The organism is Thalassospira sp. UBA848 (genome assembly GCF_002295455.1).
Classification (GTDB): Bacteria; Pseudomonadota; Alphaproteobacteria; order Rhodospirillales; family Thalassospiraceae; genus Thalassospira.
The window spans coordinates 27854-44156 of sequence record NZ_DBGS01000115.1 but is presented as its reverse complement, the minus strand read 5'-3'; the positions used below and the strand labels follow the sequence as shown (position 1 = coordinate 44156).

The 16303-nt window shown below is 54.9% G+C and carries 14 protein-coding genes; 11 read left to right on the top strand and 3 right to left on the bottom strand.

Annotated features, from left to right (window positions below):
* From B2R48_RS15825 to B2R48_RS15815, 3 genes are all read right to left on the bottom strand, one after another.
* The coding region (locus tag B2R48_RS15825; protein WP_414716196.1) for an ABC transporter permease subunit at positions 1–239 on the bottom strand (239 nt) is incomplete at its 3' end.
* 70 nt (positions 240–309) lie between these two features.
* Entirely contained in the window at positions 310–2259 is a 1950-nt protein-coding gene (locus B2R48_RS15820; protein ID WP_062956636.1) for a long-chain fatty acid--CoA ligase, read from the bottom strand.
* Between the two features lie 2 nt (positions 2260–2261).
* Positions 2262–3071 carry an ABC transporter ATP-binding protein gene (locus B2R48_RS15815; protein WP_062956637.1) on the bottom strand — a complete coding sequence of 270 codons (810 nt, stop codon included), beginning with the start codon at positions 3069–3071 and terminating at the stop codon, positions 2262–2264.
* Between the two features lie 816 nt (positions 3072–3887).
* On the opposite strand from B2R48_RS15815, the gene acnA reads away from it, so the two are divergent.
* The 11 genes from acnA to B2R48_RS15760 all read left to right on the top strand — a co-directional run.
* Positions 3888–6575: an aconitate hydratase AcnA gene (gene acnA, locus B2R48_RS15810; RefSeq protein WP_213473612.1), complete on the top strand. Its 2688-nt coding sequence runs from the start codon at positions 3888–3890 to the stop codon at positions 6573–6575.
* Between the two features lie 216 nt (positions 6576–6791).
* Positions 6792–9359, top strand: a complete 2568-nt coding sequence (locus tag B2R48_RS15805) for an EAL domain-containing protein (protein ID WP_297002347.1) — start codon at positions 6792–6794, stop codon at positions 9357–9359.
* Positions 9360–9455: 96 nt separating this feature from the next.
* The gene (locus tag B2R48_RS15800) at positions 9456–10205 is read left to right on the top strand and encodes a DUF1223 domain-containing protein (protein WP_297002343.1); all 750 of its coding nucleotides are present in this window, start codon (positions 9456–9458) and stop codon (positions 10203–10205) included.
* Between the two features lie 140 nt (positions 10206–10345).
* Entirely contained in the window at positions 10346–11062 is a 717-nt protein-coding gene (ccmA, locus tag B2R48_RS15795; protein ID WP_297002341.1) for a heme ABC exporter ATP-binding protein CcmA, read from the top strand.
* Positions 11059–11724 carry a heme exporter protein CcmB gene (gene ccmB, locus B2R48_RS15790; RefSeq protein WP_062956642.1) on the top strand — a complete coding sequence of 222 codons (666 nt, stop codon included), beginning with the start codon at positions 11059–11061 and terminating at the stop codon, positions 11722–11724. Before ccmA ends, ccmB begins: the two co-directional genes overlap by 4 nt.
* Positions 11725–11781: 57 nt before the next feature.
* Positions 11782–12570: a heme ABC transporter permease gene (locus B2R48_RS15785; protein WP_062957291.1), complete on the top strand. Its 789-nt coding sequence runs from the start codon at positions 11782–11784 to the stop codon at positions 12568–12570.
* Positions 12567–12764 (top strand): heme exporter protein CcmD, encoded by a 198-nt coding sequence (gene ccmD / locus B2R48_RS15780; protein WP_297002339.1) that lies wholly within the window; start codon positions 12567–12569, stop codon positions 12762–12764. Before B2R48_RS15785 ends, ccmD begins: the two co-directional genes overlap by 4 nt.
* Before the next feature lie 13 nt (positions 12765–12777).
* Entirely contained in the window at positions 12778–13266 is a 489-nt protein-coding gene (ccmE, locus tag B2R48_RS15775) for a cytochrome c maturation protein CcmE (protein WP_084272099.1), read from the top strand.
* Positions 13267–13397: 131 nt separating this feature from the next.
* The gene (locus B2R48_RS15770) at positions 13398–15461 is read left to right on the top strand and encodes a heme lyase CcmF/NrfE family subunit (RefSeq protein ID WP_297002336.1); all 2064 of its coding nucleotides are present in this window, start codon (positions 13398–13400) and stop codon (positions 15459–15461) included.
* Positions 15458–15994, top strand: coding sequence for a DsbE family thiol:disulfide interchange protein (locus B2R48_RS15765; RefSeq protein ID WP_062956646.1), 537 nt, complete (start codon positions 15458–15460; stop codon positions 15992–15994). Before B2R48_RS15770 ends, B2R48_RS15765 begins: the two co-directional genes overlap by 4 nt.
* Positions 15991–16303, top strand: a 313-nt coding sequence (locus B2R48_RS15760) for a cytochrome c-type biogenesis protein (protein ID WP_297002330.1), incomplete at its 3' end; no start/stop codon positions are given. The genes B2R48_RS15765 and B2R48_RS15760, both read left to right, overlap by 4 nt.

Here is a 16303-nt window from a genome sequence, read left to right as displayed (position 1 = left end):
ACGACGCCAAACGCCATCATGAACAGCAAGGTAAACAGGAAACCCAGCCAGAAGGGCATTTGCATCTCGACAAGGAATGCATAACACACCCATGCCCCGATCAGCAGGAACTCACCCTGGGCAAAGTTGACGATCTGGGTCGATTTGTAGATCAGGACAAAGCACATGGCGACAACGCCATAGAGTGTCCCGACAATCAAACCGTTCAGCAGAAGCTGGAACAGAAGTTCGAAATTCATGTTGCCATCCCTGTAATGGCGGCCCGCGTGCCGGTTATTTCCCGGCAGGGACCACAGTTATGCTGCTGCCTTATTCGGCGGCTTTCGGGGCCGTCTGTGCGGCCTTGTCATTATCAAGATCGACGACCTTCACACTCGTCTGAATGCGGGTTTTTGACCCGTCCTGGAAGGTGATCATGGTGTCGATATCAACCTTGTCATTCCCGGCATAAACCGCATCAATGATGTCGGCATACTTTTCGGCAACCACCCCACGACGCACTTTGCGCGTGCGGGTCAGCTCGCCGTCATCGGCATCCAGTTCCTTGTAAAGAAGCAGGAACCGCTTGATCCGCTGGGCTTCGGGAAGTGTCTTGTTCACTTCGCGAATTTCCTCGGTGATCATGTCATAGACCTGCGGCTGGGCTGACAGGTTGGTATAGTTGGTAAAGGCAATCCCGCGTTGCTCTGCCCATTTCGCCATGATCGAATAACGGATACAGATCATGGTCGACAGGAACGGCAGGTCCTTGCCAAGAATCACGGCCTCGGCAATGAAGGGCGAGAATTTCAGTTTGTTTTCAATAAACTGCGGCGAATAGCGCACCCCGGTCGAGGTTTCCGCCAGATCCTTCATACGGTCAATCACCACAAGGTGCTTGTTCTCGTCCTTGAAGTATCCGGCATCACCGGTATGCATCCAGCCATCCCGGACATCCTCGTCATAGGCGGACTGGTTTTTGAAGTATCCGGTAAACATGCCCGACGTGCGGGCCACGATTTCACCAACCCCGTTTTCATCCGTGTTGATCACCTTGATTTCGGAATTATCAAAGGCAACGCCAACCGTATCGAAGTCGATGTCTTCGGGCTGATGGATGGTATAGGCCCCGCAAAGCTCGGTCTGGCCATAAAGCTGACGCAGTGGCACGCCCATCGCGTGGAAGAACTTGAAGGTTTCCGGCCCAATCGCCGCACCACCGGTTGCGGCCGAACGCAGATTGGAAAAACCAAGCCGGTCTTTCAGCGCATTCATCAGGACGATGTCGGCCATTTTTGAACGACCACCATTGTCCATGGCGGTACGTGCCAGCGCCATTCCGAAATCAAACATCTTTTGCTTGAACGGGGTGGAATCCATCATCCGTGCGCGAACGTCTGCGGCAATGGTTTCCCAGACGCGCGGCGCCAGAAGGACAAAGTTCGGGCCAATCTCGCGCAGGTCGGCCATCATGGTTTCCTGCTCTTCAACGAAATTGACGATCTGGCGACTGATCAGCGACTGACCAACGACATAGACCTGCTCCATAATCCACGGCAACGGCAGGACAGAGACATAGTTGTCACCCGGATATTTCGGGTCGGCGCGAAGGTAAGCTGCGCAGTGATCAAGGAAATCACCGGAATTAAGCATCGCCATTTTCGGCTTGGATGTCGTCCCTGACGTGGTGCAGAGGATGGCGCATTCATCACCACGGGTATCGGCGACCATCTGGTCATAAGAACCCGCGTTCTGTTCCTCGAATTTCCGGCCCAGCTCGTAAAGCTTTTCGACATCCATCAAGCGCGGATCGTCATATTTGCGCATCCCGCGCGGGTCACAATAAACAATGTGCTCCACGGTCGGAATATCATCGCCAAGCTCAAGAAGCTTGTCGCACTGTTCCTCGTCTTCGGCGATCAGGATGCGCGCGCCTGAATAGGTAATCAGATAGGCGACTTCTTCGTGCAGGCTGTCCTGATAAAGGCCAACCGACATACCGCGCAGTGCGTGGGCCGCAATTTCGGCCCAGACCCATTCCGGGCGGTTTTCGCCGATGATGCCGACAACATCACCCTGCCCAAGGCCAAGGGCCCGCATGCCAAGCGTCATCCATTTGACGCGGTCGTTATAGTCCTGCCAGGTAAATTCCTGCCAGATACCGAATTCCTTTTCGCGCATGGCGACTTCTTTGGGCCAGTTGCGCGCGTTATAGGCCAGTACTTTCGGGAAGGTATCAAGCGACTTGATGTCGGCATATTCCGGGATATTGCTGCTCATGCTCAGGCCACCTGCTCGTCTTCGTCCGTTTCGTCGTCTTCTTCGCCGAGATAGGCTTTCTTCACATGCTTGTTGGCCATCACCTCATCTGGCAGGCCTTCGGCAATCTTGCGACCGAAATCAAGGACCATCACCCGGTTTGAGATATCCATGACCACACCCATGTCATGTTCGATCATGACAACGGTCATGCCCCACTCTTCATTGAGGTCGATGATAAAGCGCGCCATGTCCTCTTTTTCTTCGAGGTTCATGCCCGCCATCGGCTCATCCAGCAGGATCAGATCGGGGCGCAACGCAACCGCACGCGCAAGCTCAACCCGCTTGCGCAGACCATATGAAAGCGTTCCGGCTGTTGCCTTGCGGATGTGGGAAATTTCAAGAAAATCAATAACATCTTCGCAGAAGCGACGGTGTTCCAGCTCTTCCTTTTGCGCCCCGCCAAGCCAGTAAAGCGGCCCGTTCACAAAGTTGTTCTTTAGCAGGTGGTGACGGCCAACCATGATGTTATCAAGCACATTCATGTGACCGAAAAGTGCGAGGTTCTGGAAGGTACGACCAATACCCAGCTCGGCGCGATCATTGGGTTTAAGCCCGGTAACATCCTGCCCCTTGAAGGACACCGAACCCATCGTCGGGGTGTAACGCCCCGATACGCAGTTCAACATGGATGTCTTGCCAGCGCCATTCGGGCCAATGATCGAAAAAAGCTCGCCCGGCTGAACGGAAAAGCTGACATCACTCAGCGCACGCACACCGCCGAAAACAAGCGACACGTCGCTGATCTGTAAAATAGGACCCTGTGACGTCATGCCGTCGCATTCCTCCCTGACTTGGGCCGCAAATACCGCAGAACCGCATTTCGGGTTCTTTCGGGTCAAAATTTGCAAACCGCTGTTCAGTTTCCCTGATGATGTGTCGTTTTATTTTATGACCCTGACCTTACGGAAACCGGGCCTGACACATTTAATAGGCATTTAAGTACCAATTTCAGCATATTGCGTCAATGCAATGATTCTCAACGGGTTGGGACTTTTCTACAAATTTGCAGCGCACAATTATTTGCCTGTATATTAAACCGGTCATTCTACCCTTGATTACGTAGCGTTATCTGGCGGCCTGACCAATTCGGGGCAATTTCAATCGCCGCATTGCAAAAAATTTTGGCAATCATGCACCGCACAATCCGGACCGGCCCAACATCATCACTTCTGGCTTGATTCGAGTCTTGGCATTCCCAAGCGCAGCCGGAGTCGCAACAGCACGCAAATGGACGGCACCCGCGGTGACGGACTTTGCCGTGTCGCCATCGGCGATCATCAACATGTCATGAAGGACAGACTCCGTGTTGCCGACCATCCTATTGAAAGGTCAAATGCCACGGCACATATCGTTTACAGCTGCTTTAGTGCTTGTTGGACTTTGCCAATACACTGTGATCAACGGGTTTTCCCCAATACCCCTTTTCGGGGTCTGGACTTTCACAGGGAATTGTGGTGTAACCCCGTTGCACATAGATATGTAGCCGTGACCCGCGTCACGCAACACAGATAGCCCACCGCTCGGCGCTCCGACGGTCGGGGTGTCTTGTCACGACAAGCCCTTTAAACCACCTTGAGGAGGGTCTGATGTCCATTTGTGGCAAAGACAACCTGAAAACGCGCCGTACGCTGAAAGTCGGGGACAAGTCCGTCGACTATTACAGCCTCAAAGTTGCTTCCGAGAAATTCGGCGACGTTTCAAAACTTCCGTTCACGCTGAAAGTCGTTCTTGAGAACCTTTTGCGTTACGAAGACGATTTCACTGTTAAAACCGACGATGTCAAAGCTGTTGTTGACTGGCTCAAAGAGCACAAGAGCAGCCACGAGATCAACTATCGTCCGGCCCGCGTTCTGATGCAGGACTTCACCGGCGTTCCCGCCGTCGTTGACCTTGCTGCCATGCGCGATGCCGTCGTCAACATGGGTGGCGACGCCCAGAAGGTGAACCCGCTTTCACCGGTTGACCTCGTCATTGACCACTCGGTCATGATTGACTTCTTTGGCACCGACGACGCACTCGACAAAAACATGGAAGTCGAGTTCGAACGTAACGGCGAACGCTACGAATTCCTGCGTTGGGGCCAGAACGCCTTCAACAATTTCCGTATTGTTCCGCCGGGCGCAGGTATCTGCCACCAGGTCAATGTCGAGCATCTTGCCAAGGTCGTCTGGACCGGCGAAGACGCAGACGGCAAAACCGTCGCATACCCGGACACGCTGGTTGGTACGGACTCCCACACCACCATGGTGAACGGCCTTGCCGTTCTGGGTTGGGGTGTTGGCGGTCTGGAAGCCGAAGCAGCAATGCTTGGTCAGCCGATCTCGATGCTGATCCCGGAAGTCGTTGGCTTCAAGCTGACCGGTTCCATGAAAGAAGGCATCACCGCAACTGACCTTGTTCTGCGCGTCGTTCAGATGCTGCGTGAAAAAGGCGTTGTCGGCAAATTCGTCGAATTCTATGGCGATGCGCTTGACCACATGAGCCTGCCGGACCGTGCGACCATCGGTAACATGGCACCGGAATATGGTGCGACCTGTGGCTTCTTCCCGATCGATGACGAAACGCTGAACTACATGCGTTCGACCGGCCGTGACGAAGACCAGATTGCTCTGGTCGAGGCATATGCCAAAGAACAGGGCATGTGGCGTGACCCGGCACATGAAGCCGAATACACCGCAACGCTTGAGCTTGACATTTCGACCGTCGAGCCGGCCCTTTCGGGTCCGAAGCGTCCGCAGGACCGTGTTCTGCTCAAAGATGCCGTTTCAAGCTTCAACAACACCTTTGCCGAAATGGCACCGGGTGTTGATGCCGATCGTTCCGTCCCGGTTTCGAACGAAAACTTCGAAATGAAAGACGGTAACGTCGTCATCGCCGCGATCACCTCTTGCACCAACACCTCGAACCCGAGCGTTTTGATCGCAGCAGGTCTTCTGGCGAAGAAAGCTGTCGAACTCGGCCTTCAGAGCAAACCGTGGGTGAAAACCTCGCTTGCACCGGGTTCTCTGGTTGTTGCCGACTATCTCGAAAAAGCAGGCCTTCAGGATTACCTGGATCAGCTTGGCTTTAACGTTGCCGGTTTCGGTTGCACCACGTGCATCGGTAACTCCGGTCCGCTGGCGGCACCGATCATCGATGCGATCGATGGTAACGACATGCTCGTCACCGCCGTTCTGTCTGGTAACCGTAACTTCGAAGGCCGTATCAGCCCGCAGGTCAAGGCAAACTACCTTGCCTCCCCGCCGCTGGTTGTTGCCTATGCGCTTGCCGGCAACCTGAAGATCGACCTCGACAAGGATCCGATCGGCAAGGACAAGGACGGCAATGACGTCTTCATGAAAGACATCTGGCCGACCAACAAAGAGATCGCTGACACCATCGCGTCCTCGATCTCGGCTGCGATGTACAAAGATCGTTACGACAACATCTTTGCCGGTCCGAAACCGTGGCAGGAAATCGAAGTCACCGAAGGCGAAACCTTCGCGTGGGACAACAAGTCCACCTACGTGCAGAACCCGCCTTACTTCGTCAACATGGCGAAAGAGCCGGGTGACTTCGCTGAAGTTCACGGCGCACGTCCGCTCTTGATCCTGGGTGACTCTGTCACCACCGACCACATTTCCCCGGCCGGTTCGATCAAGGAAGAAAGCCCTGCAGGTGAATACCTCAAGGCGAATGGCGTCGCGGTTCGTGACTTCAACTCCTATGGCGCACGTCGTGGTAACCACGAAGTCATGATGCGCGGTACCTTTGCCAACATTCGTATCCGTAACGAAATGGCACCGGGCACCGAAGGTGGTGTTTCGGTTCATTATCCGTCGGGCGAACAGGGCTGGGTCTATGACGTTGCAATGCGTTATCAGGCCGAAGGCACCCCGCTTGTGGTTGTTGCCGGTAAGGAATACGGCACCGGTTCTTCACGTGACTGGGCAGCCAAAGGCACCAACCTGCTTGGCGTCAAAGCTGTTATCGCCGAAAGCTTCGAGCGTATCCACCGCACCAACCTGGTCTGCATGGGCGTTCTGCCGCTGCAGTTCAAGGATGGCGAAGGTCGTGAGACCTATAAGCTGGATGGCTCGGAAACCTTTGATGTTCTGGGCATCGGTGATGGCATCACCCCGCTGCAGGATGTCACGGTTCGCATCACGCGCAAGGATGGCAGCACCGAAGAATGCATCGCCACCTGCCGTATCGATACCGAGAACGAAGTTCTCTACTACCAGAATGGCGGCATCCTGCAGTTCGTTCTGCGTAACATGATGAAAGCTGCCTGATTTCTTCCTGAAATCTTTGGCAGAGATATTGACACCCCACCGGTTTTCCGGTGGGGTGTTGTTGTTTGGGATGGTTCTTACTGAACAATGCTCAACTGAAAATTGCCAAGTTGATCCAGAACAATTCTTAAGAACGCCGAACCTGCTAGGAGAGGCGCGCACGATTCACCCTTAAGAATAATAGCGAACAAGAACAATCCAACAGAGCAAACCTGCATGATACGCCCTTCATCCTCAGACGGACGTCCATTTGGGCTGACGGTCGGCACACTTTCACCCGGAACAGTTTTAAGCTGTGATCCGCAGGAGACGCTTGGCGAGGCCATCGCCAAGATGCGACGTGCCAACAGCAGTTCGGTTGTTGTTGTCGTTGCCAACAAACCTGTGGGAATTGTCACCGAGCATGATTTGCTCTCGTTGCCAGCCACGACTGCGGCGGCACTTTCGGAACCGGTTGCGACACAGATGTCAGCACCGGTTCATACGATTTCGGTTCATGCCACGCCGCAATCGGCCATCGTTCGCATGCGTGATCGCGGTGTTCGTCACCTTGTCACCATCGACGCAGATGGCTGTTTGGTCGGCATTATCAGCCAGACGGACCTGATCCGTCATGTCGGCGACAAAAAGCCGTTTATCGCCAATGACGTTGCTGATGCCGTTCGTCAATCCACCGTATTTGCGCACAAGGACATTCGTGTTTGGGAATTGCGTCAACGCATGCATTCCGAGAAATGCGACAGTGCCATCATTTCGGGCTTTGCCGAAGATCTGCCCGCAGAACTAAAAACCGGCATCATCACCGAACGCGATATCCTGCGCCATCTGGCCACTGAGCATGAAAACCTGACAGCCGGCGACATTGCCACCCGCCCGGTAAAGTTTATCCGTCAGGACATGAACCTTGATGACGCGCGCAATATGATGATGCGCGACAATTTCCGACATCTTGTCGTTCACAACCATCATGACGAGACCATCGGGGTTTTGTCATTTGCCGACCTTCTGGAATTTATCGAACAGGATTATCTGGTTCATCTCAGCAATCTGGCCGAGGACGGCGGCAGTGAACTGACCAAGGCACGCCAGTCACTGGCACTTGCCAACAAACTGATCGAAAATTCACCCGATTGCGTGATGATTTGCAACGCGCAGTCGGAAATCGAGGCCGTCAATCCGGCCTTTACCCGCGTGACCGGTTATCAAGCCGAAGAAGTCATCGGCAAGACACCCAGCATTTTGAAGTCCGGTCGTCAAAGCAAGGAATTCTATGACAAGCTCTGGGCGGACCTTGCCCGTACCGGGAAATGGGAAGGCGAAATCTGGAACCGCCGGAAATCTGGCGAGATTTATGCCGAATGGCTTTCGATCATGGCCGTGCGCGATGGCGAAGGCAATGTGACGCATTACGCATCGATTTTCACCGACATCAGTGGTCGGGAAAAAAACCGCGAAGACGTGCTGCGTATTGCCTTTACCGACGAACTTACCGGCATGCCAAACCGCCGCCGGTTCTCGGAACTGTTGTCTCTTCATATCGGGCGCGCCCGCCGGGTCGGGCGCCCATTAAGCATTGCCATGCTCGATATTGATAACTTCCAGCGTGTGAACAATGCCCTTGGTCACAGCACCGGGGACGACGTTCTTGTTGAAGTCGCGCGCAGGATCAGCCGCGAGCTTGGGCATGATGCGGTTGTTGCCCGTGTTGGCGCCGACGAATTCGCGGCCATTCTGCCCCACGTGAAAACCGAACAGGAAGCCGTCAATATTGCCGAAAAATTGCTCAGCCGGCTGGATGAAGCACACCAGACCCGCAAGGGCGAAGATGTCTATCTTTCTGCCAGCGTCGGCATTGCCTCCTTCCCCGAAGATGCCAACGACACCAGCAATATCATTCGCTGTGCCGAACTTGCGATGGCCCAGGCCAAGGAAAAGACAAAGGAACAGGGCAGAAACCGCGTCGGGCTTTATAGTGTCAATCTGCACAGTCAAAAGGGTGCCGACCTTGCCCTTGAAACCGCCTTGCGGCGCGCAATTGACAACCAGGAACTCCACCTTGTCTACCAGCCACAGTTTGACGCAAAAACAGGTGACATAACCGGCGTCGAAGCCTTGTTGCGCTGGACCACGGCCGAAGGCAAAACCATCCCGCCCTCGACTTTTGTGCCGGTTGCCGAGGAAATGGGAGTCATTGGCGAACTGGGCCGTTGGGTCATTCGCACCGCCTGTGACCAGCTGATCGCCTGGCGGCAGGAAGGTCTGTTCAATCTGGGCCTTGCGGTCAATGTATCGGTTCAGCAATTCTATGGCTCGATGGATTTTGCCGATCAACTTCGCGCAATCCTCGTCGAAAAGGGTGTCGCCGCCGAAAGACTGGAGATCGAGGTCACCGAAAGCCTGTTCATGCGCAATATCGACGATATGCGCACCAAACTGCAGCGCCTGCGCAATCTTGGCGTCAGGATCGCCCTTGATGATTTCGGAACCGGTTTTTCCAGCCTGAGTTACCTGCGCACATTGCCGTTTGATGTGATCAAACTCGATCGCAGTTTTGTGCGGGATATCGAAGATGGCCCGGATGGCGCAACGCTTCCGATCACCATCATCAATATGGCGCGCAACCTTGGCAAAACCTGCGTTGCCGAAGGCGTTGAAAACGAAAAACAGCTTGAAGTGCTGCGAAATGCCGGTTGCGACCTTATACAGGGCTACCTGCTTGGCCAGCCGATGCCCGCCAGCCAGGTTTCGGAACTTGCCAAGGCAAAAAACGCCCGCACGTCATAAAAAAGCGTAACGGAATCATCGCGCTTTAGAGGGTCGCGTGGCTTTCAACGCCTTGTGATTGGCCGGTGAAGACTGTTTTCAGGCATCATCAATGTCATGAAAAACACTCGCCCCCTTTTATGTACCCTTGCACTGACCATTATGATGGTCACTGGCCCTGCGACCGCGGCTGAAAGTGTATTGCCGCGCGCTGTGGTGGAACTCTACACGTCACAAGGCTGCAACTCCTGTCCGCCTGCCGACAAGGTTCTTTACAACCTTGCCCAGCAGCATGAGGACCTGTTGTTGCTGTCCTATCATGTCGACTACTGGAACTATCTTGGATGGACCGATCCATTTTCTGATGCCCGATATAGCCAGCGCCAGCGGGAATACGCCGATCGCATGCGCGAACGCTATGTTTACACGCCACAGGTCATCATCAATGGGGATCACGTCGTCCGCGCAACGGCCCAACAGCAGATCCGGGCAACCAGCAGCGACCTTGCACCATTGCGTGACGTTGCCGATATCAAGTTGGCCACATCTGACACCGGCCAGGCGGCACGCGGAACTGTTTCCCTGCGCGGCGTTGGCAAACAGGCCGCAGGCAATGGTGGCCAAATCTGGCTGATCGGCTTTGACCGCGAACATGCGCGCGATGTTCTGTCAGGCGAAAACGCCGGAAAACGTCTGGTACATGCCAATGTCGTGCGTGAAATGATCAGTCTTGGTCAGTGGGATGGCACCACCCGCCAAATTCCGTTTGCTATGTCAGAACCCTATGACGGGGGCATTGCCATTCTGGTCCAGAATGGTCGCGGCGGCCCGATCAGCGGCGCTGCGATGGTCCGCTTCGATGACTGACTTCACCGCGCAATGGTGAATTTGGATTGATTTGAAACAATGCCTTTAAGCCCATTGTCGGTTATTGCATGAATAATGCACTGTAACGCGCTATATCATGACGTGTTGCAGAATGAATTTCAGACAATCTAACGGGTTATATGGCTGATTTTAGCGGTTCTGATCTGACCTGCCTGCGCGGCGAAAGACTGGTGTTTGGTGGCCTGTCCTTTTCGGCCGCTTCCGGTGACGCCATCATGCTGCGTGGTCGAAACGGCGCTGGCAAATCAAGCCTGTTGCGCCTGATGGCGGGTCTTCTGGCACCGCGATCCGGCACACTGTACTGGAACGGTGAAAACATTGCCGATGACCGGATCGCCCATCATGGCCGCACCCAGTATCTGGGCCATCAGGATGCCATCAAACCTGTCCTGACAGTCCGTGACAATCTTCGCCTTTGGGGACAGCTGCGCGGTGTGCGTGATCTTGACGCCGCCATTGACCGGGCATTGGATGCGCTTGATATCCATCATCTGGCCAGTGTCACCGGGCGATACCTTTCAAGCGGGCAAAAGCGACGCAGTGCCCTTGCCCGCGTTCTGATCGGGCAAAGTGATCTGTGGCTCCTTGATGAGCCAACCGTCGGTCTGGACCGTGAAAGCTGCGCTGAATTGGCGCAATTGATTGCCAGTTTCCGCAAAGATGGCGGGATCGTGATCTATTCGACCCATATCGATCTTGAGGTTAAAAACCCGACCATTCTGGATCTTGATGATTTCGCCGTTCCGATGGTCGAGTGGCTGGCGGAACAAGACGAAATGGATGACGATCAATCGGACAACGCAACAAGCCAGTCATCGTCGGAGGCCGCGCAATGAACGGCTTTTGGGCGATCCTGCAACGTGACCTGCGTCTGGCCATGCGCCAGGGGGCCGATTCCGTGATGGTGGTTGCGTTCTTTATTGTCACGACCACCCTGTTTCCGTTCGGTGTCGGGCCGGAAGCCAACATTCTGGCACGCATTGCATCTGGTGTGATCTGGGTCTCGGCACTGCTTGCTGCCATGCTGTCACTCGAACGCGTTTTTCAGACCGATTACGAAGACGGTTCGCTTGAACTTTTGACCCTCTCGCCCGTGTCGCTGGAGCTTCTTATATTGGGTAAAGTGCTGGCACATTGGCTGACAACCGGGCTTCCGCTGATCATTGCGGCACCGCTGATGGCGGTGATGCTTAACATGAATCAAGACGGCTTCATCATTCTTATGGTTGCTATGCTGCTTGGAACACCGGCACTCAGCCTGATCGGGGCAATTGGCGCAGCACTCATACTGGGGGCGCGCCGGGGTGGTGTACTGGTTTCACTTCTGGTGTTGCCACTTTATATTCCGGTTCTGATCTTTGGGGCCGGTGCGGTTGAGGCCGCCCTTCTGGGCATTTCAGCGACCGCGCAACTACAGATCATGGCTGCGATCCTGCTTTTGACACTGGCAGCAGCGCCCTTTGCCACCGCCCATGCCGTTCGACAGGCCATGGAATAGAACAAGATACGATACGGGATGACCCTTTGCGGATTTCCGCACCAAGGAAAAGAAAAAATGCATCGCTTTGCCAAACCAAGTGTGTTTTTGAAATTCACAGCGCCGATCCTGCCGTGGCTGTCGGTTTTGACCGCAATTCTGATTGCGGTCGGGCTGTATTTCTCCCTGATCGCATCACCCGTTGATTATCAGCAAAGCCATACCGTACGGATCATGTATATCCATGTCCCGGCTGCCTGGATGGGCCTGTTTTGCTATGTCGGCATGGCGATCTGTGGCGCGATGAGCCTGATCTGGAAGCACCCGTTAGCCGATATTTGCGCGCGCGCCACGGCACCGATTGGCGCCATGTTCACCGTCGTTTGCCTGGTTACCGGATCGCTATGGGGTGAACCGATGTGGGGAACATGGTGGGTGTGGGATGCCCGCCTGACATCAATGCTGATCCTTTTGTTCCTCTATCTCGGCTACATGGCTTTGGTGAACGCCTTTGACGATCCGGAACGCGGATCAAAGGCGGGGTCTGCGTTGGCACTGGTCGGCGCGGTCAACGTGCCGATTGTCAAATTCTCAGTCGATTGGTGGAATACGCTCCATCAACCGGCATCCATCGTGCGGATGGATGGTCCCACCGTTGATCCAAGCATGCAATTGCCGCTTGCCCTGATGATCCTTGGTTTTACCTGTTACTACTTCGTTGTTCTGATCCTGCGTGTCCGTCTGGAACTCAATGAACGACGCATTCGTGCCTTGCATCTTTCGGGCATGTTCGACGAACGCAGCAATCCGGCCACTGCCAAGGAACAATCCTATGATGCCGGTCACAATGCGGAGGCCAAGCAATGAGTGAATTCTTCTCAATGGGCGGTTATGGCAGTTATATCTGGGCAAGCTATGGCCTGACAGCTTTGGCCATGATTGCTTTGCTGATCTCGACATTGCGCGGCCTGCGCAGCAGCGAGACGGAACGCGACCAACTCGAAACTGTCTTGCAATCACGGCGCCCGCGCCGCACCAAAAAGTCCCCAAAGGCATCCTGACCGGAGAACGAACGTGTCACTTTCCCGCGCGAAAATCCGCAAACGCCAACGCATGTATGCCATCGCCGCCATTTTGCTCGCCGTTGGCGGCGCAGCCGCACTCTTGCTGACCGCCTTCGAAGATTCGGTCGTATTCTTCTTCAGCCCGACGGAAATTGCTGAAAAGTCACCGATTGACCCGGATCAGCGATTGCGTGTCGGCGGGCTTGTCGTCGAAGGATCGGTGACCAAACTTGATGACGGCCAGACGATTGCCTTTGTTGTCACGGACATGGCTGAAACTGTTCCGGTGTCCTATCGCGGGATTTTGCCCGACCTGTTCCGTGAAGGTCAGGGCGTTGTTGCCGAAGGCCATATGAGCAGCGAAGGGACGTTTGTCGCATCAGAAGTTCTGGCAAAGCACGACGAGAACTACATGCCGCCCGAAGTCGCCGAATCGCTTAAGAAAAGCGGCTATTGGGAAGAAATCGAAGCTAAAAACGCTGAACAGATGCGCAATTAAGCCACATTCTGCCGCCATAAAGCCCGATCGCGCGCAACAAGAACACAGCCGCGACCATTGCCTCTTGATCCGCCCCAAGCAGATCAGGCAATAGGTTGCAGGGGAACTTTTTGGGGAAGCCTTAGACGCACATGCTTGCAGAGTTAGGACATTTTGCCCTGCTTCTGATGGTGGTCACCGGGATCGGACAGGCCGTCCTGTTCAGTCCGCTGTGGCTCCACTCCTCTCTGCGCATGCTTCGCCCCCAGACCAGCACGGCCACACCACAGGGCAGCCCAGAGCTTCCCGATGACGATCCTGTTGGCGCCACAGGCATGGCGGCGAAACCCGCCAATCTGTTCTTGCTGCCAGCGGCAATCCTTTTGCTTGGCCTTCTGGCCGAGGGCGCATTGCTAAACGCCTTTATCGTCAGTGATTTCACCCTTCCTGTCGTAACCGACGTCAGTCATTCATCCACGCCGATGCTGTACCGGATCGGTGCCGCCTTTACACCGGATGGTGGGGCGATGCTGGTTTGGCTTGTTGCATTGTCGCTGGTCAATCTGCTTCTGGCGCTTCAAATGGGCAAAAGCGCGAAAACCGGTGATGACCACTTTGGTCGCAACGCGCTTTCGATACTCGGGCTTTTGATCGCCGTTCTGGGTGTAGTGGCCCTGATTGATGCTGATCCGTTCCTGCGCAGCAGTGTCGCGCCGCTTGATGGTCGGGGTATGAACCCGCAAAGTCAGGACCTGCTAAAAGTTCTGCGTGAACCATTTCTTTATCTTGGTCTGGCGGGATTGGCTGGTATCTTTGCGCTGACACTGGCCGGGTTGCTTGATCGCAGGATCGACCGTCAACTGGCCGAAACCATGCGATCCTGGACGATTGGATCCTGGGTCTGCCTTGGCACCGCGATCGCGATCAATGCCTATCGCTCCTACAGCGAACAGGCATGGGGCGGCTGGTGGTACTGGGATACGGCCGAAAACAGCCTGCTTTTGCCGTGGCTGCTGGCCACCGCACTTTTGCATTGCCGGGCGGTGCTGGAAAAAACCGAAACCCTCCGCGGATGGACAGCCTTTCTTGGCATCACCGCCCTTGCCGTCGGCTGGTTCGGGGTTTACCTGACCCGTTCGGGACTGTTTGTCCCCTTGCCGGAAACCCAGCTTCTGCCCAGCGACAGCACCGGCCTTCTGGTCAGCTTCTGTGCGGTATTTGCAGGCGCTTATTACCTGTTTTGGCGATCCGTTGATCAGATGGCCACCAGTCGTTATTTCGAGGTGATTTCACGCGAAAGTGCGATGTTCCTTAACAGCGTCATGTTGGCATTGGTTGCCGCTGTGGTGCTGATCGGCACCATCTATCCGCTGGTTCTGAAATGGATTACCGGCGACCCCATTACGGTGGGCTCACCGTTCTATGTCAAAGTCCTGGTCCCGATTGTTCTGCCATTGCTGTTCTTGATGGCTTTTGCGCCGGCGCTGCGCTGGCGTCAGGATGAAATATGGATGATCGGACGGCGCATGAAACTGGCCGCCATCCTGTCATTGATCACCGTCCTGTTTGTATCCATCCGCTTTATCGAGATGTTCCCGGCCCCGCTGATCGGCATTGGCCTTGCAGGTTGGGTGCTAACCGCGTCGCTCAGTGATTTATGGGCGCGGCTTTGGCGTCATCCGGAACATGGCGAAAGCAAATATCGCAACTTGCAACTTCTTGGACCACGCTATGTCAGCATGACTTTGGCCCATATCGGCCTGGCCATTCTGATTGCCGGTGGATCAGCCAGCAGCATCTGGGAAGAACAGGTTGTCGTCTCGGCACGTGCCGGACAAAGCATTCAGGCTGGCCCCTATAACCTGCAATATGAGGGTGTCTCACTTTTGGCGGGCGAGAACTACGCCACCCGTCAGGCGACCTTTATTCTGTATCGCCACTCCCTGCCTGTGACTGAGCTTTTCCCCGAAATTCGTTACTATCCGACCCGCGGGGTTGAAACCCGCGAAGCAGATATCTGGCATGGTCGCGACGGCGATTTGCATGTTTCGATCGGGGACCGTGCTGATGATGGCGGTCGGGTGGTGACGGTGCATTATTTGCCGATGATGCCATGGGTCTGGGGTGGCATGTTATTGATGTTGATCGGTGGATGTTTCAGCATCCTCACGCGCGTGGTATTGCGCCTTAAGAACACCGGAGTTCCCGCTTCATGAGATTTTCGATCGCCGTAATCCCGCTGGTTTTATTTGCCGCCTTGGCCGGGGTGTTTTTGTTGAATATCGACAAGGATGCCTCCGTCGTGCCATCGGTCCTGATCGACAAACCGGCCCCGGAATTCTCACTCCCGCCGCTGCCTGGTCGCGAAAAGGGCTTGTCGCGTGCCGATCTGACCCAGGGTGAAGTATCGGTTCTCAACGTCTTTGCAAGCTGGTGCATTCCGTGCCGCGCAGAACATCCGTTGATCAAGCGCCTTTCACGCGAAGCCAATGTTCCGGTCTATGGCCTGAACTACAAGGAAAAGGCCCCGGAAGACGGCGTTAAATGGCTTGATGAACTTGGCGATCCCTATGCCGCTGTTGGCATGGATCTGTCCGGGCGGACCGGAATTGACTTTGGGGTTTATGGCGTGCCTGAAACCTTCATTATCGATGGCAACGGGCAGATCAGATACAAGCATGTCGGCCCCGTCACGGTCGAAGTTCTTGAAAAGGTTTTGCTGCCCAAGATCGCGGAGATAAAGGGATGATCAGACGCTTAAGTATTCTTGTCAGCGCGCTTGCCGTTCTGTTACCCGTTCTGGCTGTCACCCCCGCCTTGGCAGTCAATCCCGATGAAATGCTGTCCAATCCGGTTCTTGAAGAACGTGCGCGCGAGATCAGCAAGGAACTGCGCTGTCTTGTGTGCCAGAACCAGTCGATTGATGATTCTGATGCCGAACTGGCGCGTGATCTGCGGGTCCTGGTCCGCGAACGCCTTGTCGCCGGGGACGATAATCAGGAAGTCATCGACTATATCGTTGCCCGTTATGGCGACTATGTTCTGCTGAACCCGCCAC